The sequence below is a fragment of the Bacillus sp. NTK034 genome, assembly GCF_017303275.1.
GTDB lineage: Bacteria > Bacillota > Bacilli > Bacillales > Cytobacillaceae > Cytobacillus.
Genome location: NZ_JAFKOJ010000002.1, coordinates 528,294 through 544,770 on the forward strand (window position 1 = coordinate 528,294; position 16,477 = coordinate 544,770).

At 41.0% G+C, this 16,477-nt stretch carries 18 protein-coding genes; 1 reads left to right on the forward strand and 17 read right to left on the reverse strand.

The features are described from left to right. Positions 1–13 precede the first annotated feature (13 nt). The 4 genes from sigK to mtnN all read right to left on the reverse strand — a co-directional run bounded on the left by sigK (position 14) and on the right by mtnN (position 3,182). Positions 14–733, reverse strand: coding sequence for an RNA polymerase sporulation sigma factor SigK (sigK, locus tag JI665_RS08985; RefSeq protein WP_206838850.1), 720 nt, complete (start codon positions 731–733; stop codon positions 14–16). Between the two features lie 807 nt (positions 734–1,540). Then, complete coding sequence (locus JI665_RS08990; RefSeq protein WP_244671131.1) at positions 1,541–1,735, reverse strand: YrzI family small protein; 195 nt, start codon at positions 1,733–1,735, stop codon at positions 1,541–1,543. 320 nt (positions 1,736–2,055) lie between these two features. After that, positions 2,056–2,316 carry a YrhC family protein gene (locus tag JI665_RS08995; RefSeq protein WP_206838852.1) on the reverse strand — a complete coding sequence of 87 codons (261 nt, stop codon included), beginning with the start codon at positions 2,314–2,316 and terminating at the stop codon, positions 2,056–2,058. A 158-nt stretch (positions 2,317–2,474) separates the two neighbouring features. Further along, entirely contained in the window at positions 2,475–3,182 is a 708-nt protein-coding gene (gene mtnN, locus JI665_RS09000; protein ID WP_206838854.1) for a 5'-methylthioadenosine/S-adenosylhomocysteine nucleosidase, read from the reverse strand. Between the two features lie 221 nt (positions 3,183–3,403). On the opposite strand from mtnN, the gene JI665_RS09005 reads away from it, so the two are divergent. Continuing rightward, positions 3,404–3,610, forward strand: coding sequence for a YrzA family protein (locus JI665_RS09005; protein WP_206838856.1), 207 nt, complete (start codon positions 3,404–3,406; stop codon positions 3,608–3,610). 19 nt (positions 3,611–3,629) lie between these two features. Here the strand turns inward: JI665_RS09005 and JI665_RS09010 are convergent, their stop codons facing one another. The 13 genes from JI665_RS09010 to alaS form a co-directional block, all read right to left on the reverse strand. Then, complete coding sequence (locus tag JI665_RS09010) at positions 3,630–4,307, reverse strand: YrrS family protein (RefSeq protein WP_206838859.1); 678 nt, start codon at positions 4,305–4,307, stop codon at positions 3,630–3,632. Positions 4,308–4,532: 225 nt separating this feature from the next. After that, positions 4,533–6,326 (reverse strand): peptidoglycan D,D-transpeptidase FtsI family protein, encoded by a 1,794-nt coding sequence (locus JI665_RS09015; RefSeq protein WP_206838861.1) that lies wholly within the window; start codon positions 6,324–6,326, stop codon positions 4,533–4,535. Between the two features lie 56 nt (positions 6,327–6,382). Continuing rightward, on the reverse strand, positions 6,383–6,859 hold the full coding sequence (greA, locus tag JI665_RS09020; RefSeq protein ID WP_009333053.1) for a transcription elongation factor GreA: 477 nt from the start codon (positions 6,857–6,859) through the stop codon (positions 6,383–6,385). A gap of 250 nt (positions 6,860–7,109) precedes the next feature. After that, the gene (udk, locus tag JI665_RS09025; RefSeq protein WP_206838862.1) at positions 7,110–7,745 is read right to left on the reverse strand and encodes a uridine kinase; all 636 of its coding nucleotides are present in this window, start codon (positions 7,743–7,745) and stop codon (positions 7,110–7,112) included. 3 nt (positions 7,746–7,748) lie between these two features. After that, positions 7,749–9,017, reverse strand: a complete 1,269-nt coding sequence (locus JI665_RS09030; protein WP_206838864.1) for a peptidase U32 family protein — start codon at positions 9,015–9,017, stop codon at positions 7,749–7,751. Positions 9,018–9,050: 33 nt separating this feature from the next. After that, positions 9,051–9,980, reverse strand: a complete 930-nt coding sequence (locus JI665_RS09035) for a peptidase U32 family protein (protein ID WP_206838866.1) — start codon at positions 9,978–9,980, stop codon at positions 9,051–9,053. Positions 9,981–9,985: 5 nt separating this feature from the next. Beyond that, complete coding sequence (locus tag JI665_RS09040; RefSeq protein WP_244671142.1) at positions 9,986–10,621, reverse strand: O-methyltransferase; 636 nt, start codon at positions 10,619–10,621, stop codon at positions 9,986–9,988. Positions 10,622–10,954: 333 nt separating this feature from the next. Further along, the gene (mltG, locus tag JI665_RS09045; protein ID WP_206838869.1) at positions 10,955–12,088 is read right to left on the reverse strand and encodes an endolytic transglycosylase MltG; all 1,134 of its coding nucleotides are present in this window, start codon (positions 12,086–12,088) and stop codon (positions 10,955–10,957) included. A gap of 320 nt (positions 12,089–12,408) precedes the next feature. Then, positions 12,409–12,693: a DUF1292 domain-containing protein gene (locus tag JI665_RS09050; protein WP_009333059.1), complete on the reverse strand. Its 285-nt coding sequence runs from the start codon at positions 12,691–12,693 to the stop codon at positions 12,409–12,411. A 14-nt stretch (positions 12,694–12,707) separates the two neighbouring features. Continuing rightward, a complete protein-coding gene (ruvX, locus tag JI665_RS09055) occupies positions 12,708–13,124 on the reverse strand; it encodes a Holliday junction resolvase RuvX (RefSeq protein ID WP_206838870.1) in 417 nt (138 codons plus the stop codon). Positions 13,125–13,126: 2 nt separating this feature from the next. Then, positions 13,127–13,393 (reverse strand): IreB family regulatory phosphoprotein, encoded by a 267-nt coding sequence (locus JI665_RS09060; protein ID WP_009333061.1) that lies wholly within the window; start codon positions 13,391–13,393, stop codon positions 13,127–13,129. After that, entirely contained in the window at positions 13,390–13,593 is a 204-nt protein-coding gene (locus JI665_RS09065; protein WP_206838871.1) for a hypothetical protein, read from the reverse strand. The genes JI665_RS09060 and JI665_RS09065 overlap by 4 nt, the downstream gene beginning before the upstream one ends. 42 nt (positions 13,594–13,635) lie before the next feature. After that, positions 13,636–16,269 carry an alanine--tRNA ligase gene (gene alaS / locus JI665_RS09070; RefSeq protein ID WP_206838872.1) on the reverse strand — a complete coding sequence of 878 codons (2,634 nt, stop codon included), beginning with the start codon at positions 16,267–16,269 and terminating at the stop codon, positions 13,636–13,638. Between the last annotated feature and the right edge of the window lie 208 nt (positions 16,270–16,477).

Genomic DNA, 16,477 nt, shown 5'->3' on the forward strand with positions numbered 1-16,477 from the left:
TAGAACTGTCCCTTTAGCTGTTATTTTTCCTTTTTTCTTTTTCCGCCCGATAAAACTCATGGAACATTTTCATCAGTGCCCTCTTTTCAATCCGGGAGACGTAACTTCTTGAGATTCCAAGCTCCTTGGCAATTTCTCTTTGTGTTTTTTCTTTTTGCAGGTCAAGCCCGAACCTTCCCACAATTACTTCTTTTTCTCTGTCATCTAAAACATCAACATACTCCTTCACTTTTTCAAGCTCCATATTTAACTGAATCGTATTAATAACATCCTCAGATTCCGACTTAAGAACGTCAATAAGGGATATTTCATTCCCTTCTTTGTCCTGCCCGATGGGATCATGAAGGGATACATCTTTTTTCGTCTTCTTCAGTGCACGCAAGTGCATAAGTATCTCATTTTCAATACAGCGGGCTGCATACGTGGCAAGCTTTGTGCCTTTTCCTTCCGAATAGCTCTCGATTGCCTTTATCAGTCCGATTGTCCCTATTGATATCAGATCTTCAGAGTCCTCGCCTGTGTTTTCGAATTTCTTAACAATATGGGCGACCAGTCTTAGATTATGTTCAATAAGCATATTACGGGCATGCGCATCGCCTGCAGCCATCAATCGCAGGTATTTCTTTTCATCTGCAGGAGACAGCGGTTGAGGAAATGCATTATTTTTTACATAAGATACAAGAAACACAATCTCCTTAACCAAAAACCCGAGTGCAGTTAAAATACCGGACATCGTTCCACCCCCGCTTAGAATGCGTTCAAAAATGTCTATAACTAATTCCTATGTATGGATGGAGTTGTTTTTGTCTGTCCAATAGAGATATTTTCTTCAGAAAATATTTCGTTCTTCATTTTCTCTGCAATTAGACAAGCTTTCTGTCATGATAATAAGATATAATCATTCATGTACTAAATAATTATCGCTGGTATCCCTAATACATAGCTTTGGAAGAGAGAGGTTTTGAAATTTGAATGCCCAGAGAATTATTTTAGCTCTCGTTTTTTTTATTGTTCTGCTTGACAGCGTTGCCAAATTTATTTTCGAAGGTTTTTCTTTAAAGACCTTGCTGATATTGCTTGCAGTTTCTGGAATCGTTTTATTTCTCTGGATTTTCCCAAACAAAAAGGACTGACTTTTCAATCCCAAAAGTCAGTCCTTTTTGTTTTATTGCAAATTACTCTGTTACGCTCACCTCAGCCGATATGATGCAGCCGATAGTGGCGCACACAACCAATCCCATTACGATCCAGAACATCCTTCACACCCCTATAAAATTCCTTATTTTCTTTAATGTAACATGGTTTTTGCTTCAGAAAAGAAGAGGAATGTGAACATTCTGTTAATCCGGATCAAGTGGATCAGTTCCTTTTTTTGCGGAATTTAAGAGTTAAAATTAAAATATGCAAAGACATGCACCATCCCTCCTAACCGGTTACAGCTTCGTTAGGTGGAATCTTTCTCCACCCAGAAAATTGCCTGACGTCCTTGTAAAATGTAAAACATTTAGCAAACCACCTTTCCTAATTTTTATCACTGAAATTAAAATGGACGGTAAATAGAGAATTGACGATCACGGTTTTGATCGATAATTTTTTTAGCCATTTGTTCACGAACAACATCTTCTGCTGATAATTGACGTTTTTTAATCGTGACTGTCAAAAAGAATATATTTAATGTCATTAGATATTCCACCTCCTCGTTCATATCCAGCCTGAAGGCACAAAAAAGCCGCAAAGAGATACACTCCCAGCGGCCTGGCCATAAGGCATAAAAAACCGCAGGGCACAATTCTCCCTGCGGCATGGATATGTAATGTCAATTAAGCAAATCTAAGCGATCCATTCCATGTAGGTCGAATTTGTAAAATATTTATTTAACTGTGCTTCTACTACAATTGCCTTTAACATCATTTCATTCGACCTCCTTTTTAGAATATTTTCACTTACATTGGTAATTATATCCACAATTATATAGTTTGTAAACCTTTTTTGATCATTTTTATTATATTTTTTATATTTAAAAAAAACGCCCGGAAATCCGGACGTTCATTTTATTTATTTTCTCATTAGGTATTCCTGGCCTTCATCCGTTTCATTCAATTTACTTCGGCATCGTTTTGAAAAGAGGAAGAAAAGGATTGAGCCAAGCAGGAAAGCTGAAGAAGATCCAGCCATTATATATAAATCAGAAACTGTATTTGCAGTGTCAGGGATAATCAAACCAATGTAAAAAAATGATCCGACAGCAAGCATAGAAATTGCAAAACGCTTGAAATCCACCATTTTTTCAAATAAATGCTTTGCTTCATTCTTCATTTATTATCACCTTCTATGGAATAGATCTATTAAGACTATAATCCTACTTTAACATATATGGCAGAAGTGAAGGTTATGTAAATAATGTAAGCGAGGGAAAACCTCCAAATTAAGAAAAGACGGCTCCCCATGATGGAAAGCCGTCCAGTATGACGTCGCTATCTTTTATTATTGCTTAGGGCATCCACAATCTTCATTACCAGCGTAGCGGAATGAAGTGCCGCCTTCTCCAAAAATTGCTCAAATGAAACATCGGATTCTTTTCCAGCAATATCAGAGAGTGCACGAATGACAACAAAAGGAGTCTGAAATTGATGGGCCACCTGTGCCACCGCCGCTGCTTCCATTTCTACTGCCTGCAGGTCTGTAAATTTATCACGGATATAATCCACTCTTGCGGGATCATTCATGAAGGAATCACCTGTTGCAATTAACCCTCTGACAACCTGGATATCCCCGATTTCCTTTGCACACGCTTCAGCGATCTGCACCAGACTGCCGTCTGCTTCAAAAGCAGGCGGCAATTGCGGCACCTGGCCATATTCGTAGCCAAAAGCGGTAACGTCTACATCATGATGCCTAACCTCTGTTGAGATTACCGTATCGCCCACATTCAATTCAGGATTAAAGCCTCCAGCAGAACCGGTATTGATTACATAATCCGGCTTATATCTCTCCAAAAGAATAGCAGAGGACATGGCTGCGTTTACTTTGCCTATGCCTGAACGGAGAAGCACCACTTCCGCGCCATTCATTTTCCCTGCTGTATACTCGCACCCGGCGATCGTTTCCTGGCTCTTATCTTCTATTTTATCTCTAAGTAATGTTACTTCCTCTTCCATTGCTCCAATAATAGCTATTTTCATTATAAAACCTCTTTCTCATTTTTCTAAGCTTTTGATTGCATTCATCAGGATTAGAATGCCCATATGCAGTATTCAAAATCTATTCTACCACCTTAGACGGGATGTTTGCCATATTCGAAAATCTATCCATATATACCCCTTCCAGATTAGAAAGTTGCCAGACTAAAATGGACCCCATAAAATAAATATTATAAAACTGTATTGAAAGGAAGGGAATCACAATGAATTTTCAGTTCGATTTGATAGAAGATAAAGTTGAGTTCTATGAGGCTCCTGATGTAAAAGAGCTTGAAAAGAAAATAAGTGCACAGATTGAGCATAATAAAGCAATCCTTTTATCTGTACATCACGTTTCCCATCAAATGCATCTTGATGAGAATGGAAGAACTTATTACTCGGCGATGGTACACTATAAGGTAAAAAAATAAGGACGCCAAGGCGTCCTTATTAATTGATTTCATTTAATACTTCTACTTTGGATGGCTTCCAGCCTTCACCGTCAACCCAGTCTATATAGACACGGTACTTTTCGCTCTGATCCTTTGTGGAAATTGTCCCGACAGAGCTGTTTGGCCCATTATTGCCAAGAAACCATACAGTCATATTGCCCTGATCAACTCCAGTAGCATAGGTAATGGCATTGAGCATTTCCTGCCAATCAGCAGAATTTTGATCATAAACAGCAGTATGTTCTCCGGATTGAGATGTACCGACTGGTTTCCATGCTGGATTTTCGATCGTTTTTTCCACATCAGGCGCACTTCCGCCTTCTGTTACAACTTGTTCTTTTGCTTCATCAGATTCCTCTTCTTCTTCATTTTCATCGGCTTCATTCTCTTCTGCCTCTTTTTCATCTTCCTCGGAATCTTTATCTACATTGTCTTTATCTTCCTCTGCTTCTTTGTTTTGATTATCCTCGCTCTTTTCATTCTGTTTGGAGTTATTTTCAGACGCGGTCTGTTCATCTGCAGGCAATGCCTGGTCATTATTTCCGCCAAAGAATATTTTTGCAGAAACAAAGATAATCAAGATAATAACAAGTGCAATAAGGCTATTTAAAATGACGTTTGTTTTTTTTCTTTTTTCCCTTTTCCCAAAACGGGATTCTCTACTATTCCCTTTCAAGGCTTTCTCCTCCCCAATCTGTCAGGATTACAGGTAAAAATATTAATAAATGATTAGAAATTATAAATCCTGCCGCAAACAGATATGCTATTACCCAAACAGCGGCTGTCAACATTCTAACATGGAATCAGGTTATCTTAAAAGAAATAACCTATGGACTCAGGTACTGCCAGCAATTAAATGGACGACGTCAGCATGCGGAAAGTTACACTATACCATATTTGTTTAAGAGTCTGCAGAGTCAGATGGAGGATTTTCTTTTTTATGATTATTGTTATAGATTTCTTTCACAATATCAGCAAAAAGCGGATTTACCCCTCCTGTGTCTTCAGTAACTTCCAGGTTTACCGCTACAAGGGCATATTTTGGATTTTTATAAGGGAAATAACCAGCAAACCATTTATTGTGAAGCTGTTTTCCATCTGCCATTATGCCTGTTTCTGCAGTGCCCGATTTACCTGCAACTTCGTATGGAAGTTCTTTAAACCAGCGGCCGGTCCCATCTTCATTAATTACTACTTCCCTAAGCAGCCTTTGAAGCTTCATAGCAGTATAAGGGGCAATAATATCTCCATCCAGCTTCTGCTTTTTGAATTCTATAAGAGATGTACTGTTTTTATATTCTATTTCAGAAGCAACCCGGACCATTTCTTTTTCGCCTCCTCTTGCTATAGTTGCCATCATGTTGGCAACAGCAAGCGGAGTGGCTCTCACTTCATGCTGCCCAATCCCTGTCAGGCCTGCAAAATTACTGTCTTTTTTTGCCTCTTCAGTCAAAAACACTCGTCCTTTTTCTTCGTCTTGAAGCTGTTTGAAATCGTTAAAATGATAAATATTCCCCTGCCAGCTTACAGGACCCGTTAATGAAAGTTTCTCTGCATACTCCTCAAGAAGATCGGGATTTATATCTTTAAGCTCCTTAGCAATGGTAGCAAATGTATTATTGCAGCTTCTGGCAAAGCTATCATTAAAATTCAGCATCCCATGCTGGTATTTAAGGTCAGGCTCCCCGTTAATTTTCCTGCTGCAGTCAAATTGCCTTTGTGGATCGTCCAGACCATGATCAATTGCCGCAGCTGCCACCACTGTTTTAAAAACCGATCCCATAATTTGCTGTTTAATCATATGATTTACTGTCCCGCTGCTTTCTTCATCAAAAGGATTATCTTTATTAATGGATGGACGCGACACCATTGCCAAAACCGAATTAGTCTCTATATCAAGGAGGGCAACTCCCCCTTTTTTTATCCCATGCTGATCAGCCAATTTTTCGGCCATCATCTGCAAATCGTAGTCCAAGGTTGTTTTAATATTGACCGGATAAAAGGGGTTTGCTGGCTCAACATATTTTACATCAATCCCAAACAGCGGTCCGCCTGTCCCATCCACATGATAGACAAGTTTTGATGCCCCTTCAGGAAGCAGAAACTCATCAAAGCTTTTCTCCATGCCGGTAATGCCAATCATTGTGTCAGAAGACAGATCTTTGTCCGGATACCTTTCATTCAAAACATTCTGATTTTGCCCGGTAATTCCAATTAGCTGAGAGGCAGGTTTCTCAGAACGGCTGTATTTCTTCTCAACAGCAAAGACACCCGGAATTTTCAATGCATTGATGTCCTCCATCTGATCGAATGACAACTGTATTGGCTCTGGGGTTCCAAAGGCAAACGGCTCTTTTGCATTCTCAACTGAATGTCGCAATGAATACTCCGAAGCACCCGTAATTTCAGATATCTTCTTTATATCCCACTCCATTCTTGCAAGGAAGGGGAATAATATAAGGACAGATTTATTTTCAAATGTCATTGGATTTCCGCTGCGATCCAGGAAGTTTCCTCTCCCGGCATCAATAATCATCTCCTGGGACCGCTGACGGACACTCGCTTCCAATAGATTAATTTCTCTGCCTGTAAAATGCTCTGTTGAAACAAGCTGCAGCTGTATCAATCTGCCCATAAGAAAACAAAGGACCATGAAACTAACGATAAGCCAGCCAACTGCTCTTTTTCTCCACATAAAAAACACCTCGTCAAAAGTCTTGACGAGGTTTTCTGATTTCAAACCAGCTATTCTTATTTAATGGAAACAATGCGTACGTTCATTTCTCCACCAGGAGTCTGAACAGTCACTTCGTCTCCAACTGTACGGCCAATCAGGCTTTTTGCAATAGGTGAATCATTTGAGATTTTTCCTTCAAAAGGATCTGCCTCTGCACTTCCCACGATGGTGTAAGTTTCTTCGTCTCCATCTGGAAGCTCTACAAAAGTAACGGAGCGGCCAAGTCCCACAATATCTCCGGCCATTTCTTCCTCTTGGATTATCTTTGCATTGCGGATCATATTTTCAAGAGTGGTAATCCGGCCCTCAACAAATGCCTGCTCTTCTTTCGCTGAATCATATTCTGAGTTCTCGGAAAGATCTCCAAAGCTTCTTGCGATTTTTATACGTTCAACCACTTCTTTGCGTTTAACCGATTTTAAATATTCAAGTTCCTGCTCAAGTTTTTCTTTACCTGCTTGTGTCATTGGGAAAACCTTTTCTGTAGCCAAAACCTTCACTCCTTCGAATTACACATTCTTTAAAAGTATGTGTTCTATAATGTATGTACTTCTTTTTATCATATTTTTAGGAAAATGAACAGGAGCGCGTCCTTTGTTAAAGGGCGCGCAGATCATCTTTTTATGTTGACTGGCTCTGGAAGATTTTGACTGACGGACTAAAGCTGGAATCAGCATCATATCTTAACACAGCCATTCGGTAAAAGGATAAGTCCTATAGAACATTTTCAATGCTATTGTTTCATAAAAATGACTTTTGTTCAAGAATTGTTTGAATTTTTGTGACCATTAAATCTATGGCAACATAATTATGCCCGCCTTCTGGGATAATGATGTCAGCATATCTTTTGGTCGGCTCAATAAATTGATTATGCATTGGCCGTACCACATTTACATATTGTTCTATGACGGAATCCATGGTGCGTCCCCGTTCTTTTATATCCCTGAATAAGCGGCGGATAATACGCAAGTCGGCATCCGTATCTACATATAATTTCATATCCATCAGATTACGGAGCCTCTCATCCTCAAGGATCAGAATGCCTTCTAAGATGATGACATCTTTTGGTTCGACTTCAATTACCTCTTCTGACCTTGTATGCATGGCATAATCATATACAGGCTTGTCAATCGGTTCATATCTTAGCAGGTTTTCAATATGTTCAATTAGCAAATCGTTATCAAATGCAAGCGGATGGTCATAATTCGTTTTCAATCTTTCTTCAAAAGGCAGATGAGTTTGATCCTTATAATAATAGTCCTGTTCGATCATAAGGATTGAATGCCCTTTGAAACGGTCATAGATCGCTTTGGTTACGCTCGTTTTTCCTGAGCCGGAACCGCCGGCCACCCCAATTACAACGGGTTTGCGTTTCATTGATTAGAGCTCCTTTCGCATCATGTTGTTAGGGTATACCGGCTTATCCACCTTAAATTGAACAATTTGAAGCGGATGGCGCGCTGCATCCAGTTCATTGCCTTTTTCATCCCATATTTTATCGATGACTTGTGTGAAATTGTCAATTTCAGGACCGAAGAATTCAACTTCTTCTCCAGGCTGAAATTTGTTTCTCTGCTGAAGGGTAACAATTTTTGTATCCGGATTGTATTCCAGTACAAGCCCGACGAAATCGATATTCGTCTTTTTGCTATGATTTCCAAACATTTGCTCTTTATACCCAGGAACCCCTTCAAAGAAAGCGGGAGCTGTTTCGCGGTTTGCACACTTATCAAGCTCTTCAAGCCATTCCTGCTTAATCTTGAAGTTATCTGGATCTGCACAATAGGCATCAATGACTTTACGGTATACGCTGACTACTGTTGCAATGTAATGAATGGATTTCATGCGTCCTTCTATTTTTAAGCTGTCGATTCCCAGTTCAATCATACGGGGAATTGATTCAATCAGCTTAAGATCTTTCGGACTCATAGCAAAAGGAGCATCTCCTTCGCTGTATAAAGGAACTTCATTCCCGTCTTCAAGCTGGTATAAGTCATAATCCCAGCGGCAGGATTGACAGCAGCCGCCCCTGTTGGAATCACGGGCTGTCATATGATTGCTGAGTGTACAGCGTCCTGAGTAGGCAATACACATTGCCCCGTGGATGAAGGTTTCAATTTCAATGTCTACCTTCTCCTTCATTTCTTTGATTTCCTCCGCACTTGTTTCACGCGCAAGGACGACACGCTCCAAGCCTTCTTCTTTCCAGAACTCGACTGCCTTCCAGTTGGATAGGGATTGCTGCGTGCTTAAATGGACTTCTATCTCCGGTGCAACACGTCGGCAGGTTTCAATGATAAGCGGATCTGCTACAATGATTCCTGCTACTCCTGCTTCTTTAAGGCCCAGCAAATACTCCTCAAGACCATCAATATTTTCGTTATGCGCGAAAATGTTGGTTGTGACATAAATCTTAGCTCCGTATTTTTTGGCGTATTCCACGCCTTCTTTCATTTCTTCAAAAGTGAAGTTGCCTGCGTTCGAACGGAGGCCATATTCCTGTCCGCCGATGAACACGGCGTCTGCACCATAGTGGACGGCAATCTTCAGCTTTTCAAGGTTTCCTGCCGGAGCAAGCAGTTCAGGCTTCTTTACAATAACCCTTTTGCCGTTGACAATTTCGGAAATCTTCTCTTTTACCGCTGCCATAAAGCTTCCTCCTCTTTCTTTATAATATAATCATCAGTAGACGGTTTCTTTAAAGAAGAACCCAGTATCCAGCTTTCGGTTCGCCGGCTGAATTTCTTCAATTTCAGCGAGAAGGCCATCTTTTATATCATCATATTGTTCCGGGTCTTCGACACATAGATCAATAGCTTTTCTGTAGAGTTTAGTGACTTCGATAATATAGTCCGGGCTTTTTAATACTCCATCAATTTTAAATGAATCAACGCCTGCTTCAATCATCTCCTGCAGTTCATCTATAATGCAGATGTCATTAGGGCTCATGATATGAGTGCCATTTTCATCTTCGAAGATCGGGTATTTATTTTCCCGTTCCTTATCGTGAAGGAACATATTCTTTTCCTGTTTGCGGTTTTCAACTTCAAGGGCTTTTCCCTGGTACTCATAATAATTGCCAAGCAGGGAACGCTTTGACTGGAACATTGCAGTCATGCCATGAACCTGCACTTCAATTTCCACTTCAGCATTTTCTTTTATTTCGATGATGGCATCCATATTAATCTCTCTTGCCAGAACAGCGCGTTTAGCACCCTTTCTGCCCCAGTAATTGCATGTATACCAGTTTGTTGCAGTCGTTTCGGTATTCCAATGGAGCTTCATGTCAGGGGCCGCGGAACGGGCTGCCATTAATACAGCAGGATCCCCGAAGATAACAGCATCAGCATTTATTTCTTCTAAGAAACTGATGTAGTCCTCAAGCTCAGGCACTTTATCATTATGAAATAAAGCATTCATCGCCACAAACACTTTTTTTCCATGCTTTTGGGCAATTTCCACCGCTTTTTTCACATCTTCCCTTGTGAATTCTCCTGCAAGCCTCAGTCCATAACGCTGTTCACCTACAACAAAGGCATCTGCACCAGCCGACACAAGCTGCTCGATATCTTCAACTCTTGTGGGTGTTACTAACAGTTCAGGTTTTTTCATTATTTTCACCTCTTTTTACTAATTGCCACGCCATCCCCAACAGGCAAAATAACTGTGTGATATTCAGGATGACTCATTAACCATTTATTAAACGCATCAATTTTTTTAACCAGATTCCGGATACGTTTATTTTCTATATCAGATTCACACACAAGTCCTTTAAAAAGGACATTATCTGTAATGATTACACCGTCATTAGAGAGGCAGCGGGAATATATTTCAAAAAACCGCTGATATTGTCCCTTTGCTGCATCTATAAAAATTGCATCATAGGGTCCGTGTTTTTTGACGTCCTCCTCAACTTCCAGTGCATCTCCCTTTATGATGAAGATTTGCTCCTTTTTTTGGGCTTCATCTATATATTGCTCGGCAAGCTGGTACCGTTCCGCATCGCGTTCAATTGTAACAATTTTCGCTTCAGGAACTGCGAATGCCATTCTGAGTGCAGAATAGCCAATTGCCGTACCTACTTCTAAAATTCTTTTCGGCTTTTGGATGCGCAAAAGCTGAAGCATCGCCTCGATTCCTGCCAGTTCCATGATCGGAACATTATGTTCTTTGGCGTATTGCTCCATTTTGCTCAGCAGATGGGGTCTTTCAGGTATTATTTCCTCTATATATGCATGCAGCTTATCGTTCATCAAGCTGGCATCACCTCGATCAGACGGAATTTTATTGTCCAGCTGCGGCTCTCAGGACGCTCCTGTCTAAGCCGTTTCCCTCCAGAAGAAAATATGCCTTCTTACAGGAATCATCTTAATCTTGTCGTCCCTATCCGCTATTCTATTTAGACATGAAAAAATAGCGTTCACAGATAGGATGTGAAAATGCACTGTTTGGCATTCCGGCTTGAGTTAGCCTGTATCCATGCTTGTCCGTGATTTACGCTATCGCAAAGCTTGTATTAAAACACCTGATCTATTTTACCATAATTAAAAGGGGAATGCTATATCGCACATTCCCCTTTTTGCTGACTAATTATTTGTAATATGCTGTGCTTTCTTTTGGTTATGCTCATCCAGAGTTTTTGAGAAAAGCACTTCTCCTGTAGATGTTGCCAGGAAGTACAGGTATTCTGTCTCTGCCGGCACCAATGCTGCTTCAATTGATGAAACGCCTGCATTTGCGATTGGTCCGGGCGTCAAACCAGGATACTTATATGTGTTGTATGGCGAGTCAATCTCCAAGTCTTTATATAGGACCCTTGATTTATGTTCTCCATGCGCATACAGGACAGTTGGATCTGTCTGCAGCGGCATTCCTGTGTCTATCCGATTGTAGAAAACACTCGCAATCTGATCACGGTCTACTTTCGCTGTTGCTTCTTCCTCTATGAGCGATGCCATTGTCAATAATTTGTGCGGGGTGTATTCCCTCTGCTCCATGTCGCCTCTATACTCTTTAATAACTGATGCCGTTTTATCGAGCATAACTTTGACAATTTCCTCTATAGTCGGATCTTCTTTGTAAAAAGGATAGGTTGCCGGGAATAAGTATCCTTCAAGAGGATACTTAATATTCTCTGCAAGGATTTCCTTTGTCAGCAATTCAGGATATTCTGCCATTAAAGACTCTATAAAAGCCTTATCATTGAGTTTCTTCAAAACGTCTTCAGGTTTTTTATCAGTCTTTTCGGCAATAATTCCTGAGATTTGCTCAAGCTGTTTTCCCTCCGGAATGGTGATCTTAAAAGCCATTTCTTCCATAACCTTACCTGTTTTCAAGCTATCCAGGATTTCTTTCATGTTCATGGAAGGCTTCAATTCATATTCTCCTGCCATGAATCCAGCTTCATTTTTAAATTTCACATAATATTTAAAGACACGCGCATCCCTGACAATTCCATTTTCTTCAAGAACAGTGCCGATTCCTGTAACAGATGAACCGATTGGTATTTCTACTTTCTTTGGCTTATCATTGTCGGGATCAACAGGCTTTAAAGCTGAATTAATATAAAAATATCCGCCGCCAATTACTGCAGCAGCTGAGATTAATAATATGATTGCAACTATCATGACAATTTTCCGGACTACTTTCGCTTCCCCTTGGCGCTCAATCATTTTTTCGCGTATTATTTCTTTTTTTCCTTTTTTATCGTCTGCCGACATCACATATCCCCTCCGTTCCAAAGACGTTGGCTTCTTTTGCAAAAGACAGGCTAATAGCATGATGTTATCCAGTAAATTAACCAGTTTGCTTGCTTGCCAACAAGCCTAAGTATAACTTCGCATCATCATTTTTGTTTCCTGATACATCTCGGCTTATTATACTATATTTTCTTTTGGAAGTCGCAGGATATTACAAAAACCAAAAAGAAACGCCAATAATTTCAACGATTATCACTTTTGGTTTTAATGATTTTAGGCCTTTTGAACCTATATCAGAAATCGGGGAGAAAAATAAAAAACTGGCCCGGGGGCCAGTTTTATTAATCTTCTTGCTCATCAAGGAATGTGTTAAGCATTTCTTCAATTAAATCCCATTCCTCTTCTGTTTCGATTGGCTGCAGTTCGCCGTCCTTGCTGTCTTCGCTTGGGCTGAATGCAGATGCATGAATTTCAATTTCTTCATCATCATTTTCATCTGCTCCCACTGGGTAGTACAGGACATATGACTTGCCGAATTCTTCGGAATCAAACGTGAACAATACTTCACAAAGCTGCTCGTTGCCTTCCTCGTCAATTACAGTAATGTTGTTATCTCCATGGTTCATTTCTGTTCACCTCATTAAATTTGGCTATTTAAAAAGCCTTGTAAAATCATGACGGCTGCCATTTTATCAATGACCTTTTTCCGTTTCTTGCGGCTGACATCCGCTTCAAGCAAAACTCTTTCAGCTGCCATTGTAGAGAGACGCTCGTCCCATAATACGACCGGAAGACCAAATAGCTTTTCCAGCTCCGAAGCATAAAACTGGCTTGCTTCACCGCGGGGGCCAATGGTTCCATTCATATTTTTAGGCAAGCCGACAACAATTTTACTGACTTCATGCTCTTTTATTATTTCACTAATTCTTTCAAAACCAAACTCTTTTTCTTCCTCGTTGATTTTGATGGTTTCCAAGCCCTGCGCTGTCCATCCAAGCGCATCGCTCAGAGCGACGCCGACTGTCTTAGAGCCGACATCCAGTCCCATAGTCCGCATGTTTACCCCTCACGCTGCTGTTTTAAGTATGATTTAACCAATTCTTCGATGATCTCATCCCGTTCAAGTTTACGGATGATATTGCGGGCATCCTTATGGCGGGGAATGTAAGCTGGATCCCCGGACAGCAGGTAACCGACAATTTGGTTAATAGGGTTATACCCTTTTTCCTGGAGGGCCCCATAAACTTGAAAAAGAACTTCATTCACATCTTGTTCGATTGGTTCTTCAGGAAAATTGAACCTCATTGTTTTATCAAATGAGCTCATATCTTACACCTCGCTTTTCTGAATGAAGGATGAGGATAGCTTATATGTGCCGGACCTGAAATCCGGTAAACAGCCAGCTTATCCAGCTCTTCATAACGGTTTGGCCTGCCGCCTGAATAAACAGAGCGATCAATAAATGATCTTGTTCCTGACAGGAAAACATGGTGAAGAACAAGCTGTTTCTTCCTGATGATGAACAATCTCTCTTGGTTACCTTCATTTTACACTACTTTTCAGGGATATCAAACGGATTTAACCCATTCTTCCACAAATTGCAGAGCACTTTCAAGTTTTTCCGGGTCTTTTCCGCCAGCCTGGGCCATATCCGGACGGCCGCCACCGCCGCCACCGCATTTTGCAGCGACTTCTTTGACCGCTTTGCCCGCATGGTAGCCTTTTTTGATCAGATCATCTGTTACCCCTGCTATAATATTCACTTTACCCTCATTTACACTGCCTAATACCACAACTGCAGATCCAAGTTTTTGTTTTAAATCGTCGGCCATATTGCGCAGATTATTCATGTCTGACGCCTGAACCTTTTCAGCAAGAACAGTAACGCCGTTGACTTCTTTTGCCTTTGATACCAGGCTCCCTGCTTCAATATTGCCCAATTTTGCAGCTAAAGATTCGTTTTCGCGCTGGAGCTGCTTCATTTCTCCAAGCAGCACATCAATTCTTGCAGACAAATCTTTTGGATTGGTTTTTAATTTGCCTGAGGCTTCTTTTAGAACATGAATCTGGTCATTCATCAGCTTATATGCAGCCTCGCCTGTTACAGCTTCAATTCTGCGTGTTCCAGCCCCAATTCCGCTTTCCGATTGAATCTTAAACAATCCGATAGAAGAAGTGTTCGGAACATGGCACCCGCCGCAAAGCTCAAGACTGTAATCCCCAACCTGAACAACACGGACAATCTTGCCATATTTCTCACCAAATAGTGCCATAGCCCCCATTGCCTTTGCCTCGTCAATATCTTTGAAATTGATATCAACATCAAGGCTTTGCCATATTTGTTTGTTGACAATAGCCTCAATCTTCTCAAGTTCTTCAGAGGTAATTTGCCCGAAATGAGAGATGTCAAAGCGAAGGCGATCAGGGCCTACCAGGGATCCGGCCTGGTTGACATGGCTTCCCAGTACATCTTTTAAAGCCTGATGAAGCAAGTGAGTTGCAGTGTGATTCTTGATTACCTTAGAACGGATTTGCTCATTTACAGAAGCCAGTACAGATGCTTCAGCCTTCAGCGTTCCTTCTTCAACGACAGCTCTATGAAGGTTTTGTCCATTTGGCGCTTTTTGAACATCCTTAATTGAAACTTTTAAACCCTCTGCTTCAAGAGTTCCCTGGTCCGCAATTTGTCCGCCGCTCTCTGCGTAAAATGGTGTTTCATTCAGAATCAGCTGGACTTCTTCACCAGCATGGGCTTCATTAATTAACTGCCCGTCTTTTACGATGGCTGCTACTTTAGCTTCTGTCTGAAGCTTATCATACCCAACAAATTCGCTTTCAGTTTTAAGCTCACCTAATACGCCGCCTTGGACCTGCATGGAATCTACATCCTGACGAGCTGAACGTGCACGCTCGCGCTGTCCTTCCATTTCCTTTTCAAATCCGGCATGATCCACCTTCATACCTTCTTCTTCCGCATATTCTTCAGTTAATTCTACCGGGAATCCATACGTGTCATAAAGTCGGAAGACATCTGCCCCCTGAATCGTAACACTGCCTTTTTCCTTTTCTTTCTTAATAACAGAAGACAGGATGGCAAGACCTTCATGAAGTGTTTCATGGAAACGTTCTTCTTCGTTTTTGATGACCTTTTGGATAAATTCTGTTTTTTCTTTTACTTCCGGATAGAAGTCATGCATTATTTCCCCTACTACCGGCACCAAATCATACATGAATGGCTCATTTATATTGATTTGCTTGGCATATCTGACTGCACGGCGAAGCAATCTTCTCAATACATAACCCCGTCCTTCATTGGAAGGAAGCGCACCATCCCCCACTGCAAATGCTACTGTGCGGATATGATCGGCAATAACTTTAAATGCAACATCCGTTTCTTTAGAAGCTCCATAATTCTTGCCTGAGATTTCTTCTGTTCCGCTGATAATTGGCATAAATAGATCTGTATCAAAGTTGGTAGGCACATTTTGAACGACAGATGCCATCCGTTCAAGCCCCATCCCGGTATCAATATTTTTCTTTGGAAGAGGCGTATAGGTGCCATCCGGATTATGGTTAAATTCAGAAAACACAAGGTTCCAAACTTCTAAATACCGCTCGTTTTCACCGCCGGGGTATAATTCAGGATCTTCCGGGTCATTTCCATACTCAGGTCCGCGATCATAGAAGATTTCTGTATTTGGACCGCTTGGGCCTTCTCCAATATCCCAGAAATTCCCTTCCAGGCGTATAATTCTTTCTTCCGGAACTCCCACTTTTTCCCGCCAGATTTTGAAAGCTTCGTCATCTTCGGGGTGAATCGTAACAGATAGCTTTTCTTCTTCAAACCCAATCCAATTTTTATCAGTCAAAAACTCCCAAGCCCAAATGATGGCTTCTTCTTTAAAATAATCACCAATTGAAAAATTGCCCAGCATTTCAAAAAAAGTATGGTGCCTTGCTGTTTTGCCTACATTTTCAATATCGTTTGTCCGGATGGATTTTTGGGCATTTGTAATCCTTGGATTCTCAGGGATGACGCGGCCATCAAAATATTTTTTCAGAGTGGCGACACCACTATTAATCCAGAGCAGAGAAGGGTCTTCGTGCGGAACCAGGGAAGCGCTGGGTTCAACAGCGTGTCCTTTCTCCTTGAAGAAGTCTAAAAACATTCGGCGTATTTCAGCACCTGATAATTGTTTCATTCTAACCAGCCTCCTAAAATTATGTAATAGCTTTAAAAACAACAAAAAAAGCCCTCATCCCTGGACAGGGACGAGAACTTGCTCGCGGTACCACCCTGATTATGGAAGGTTAAAACAATGACCAGACCTTTATCCAGCATTAATTAATCTCCCATCTCTCAGATCCATAACGCGGATAAACGGCAGTGATTAGCTGCACACTCGGGAT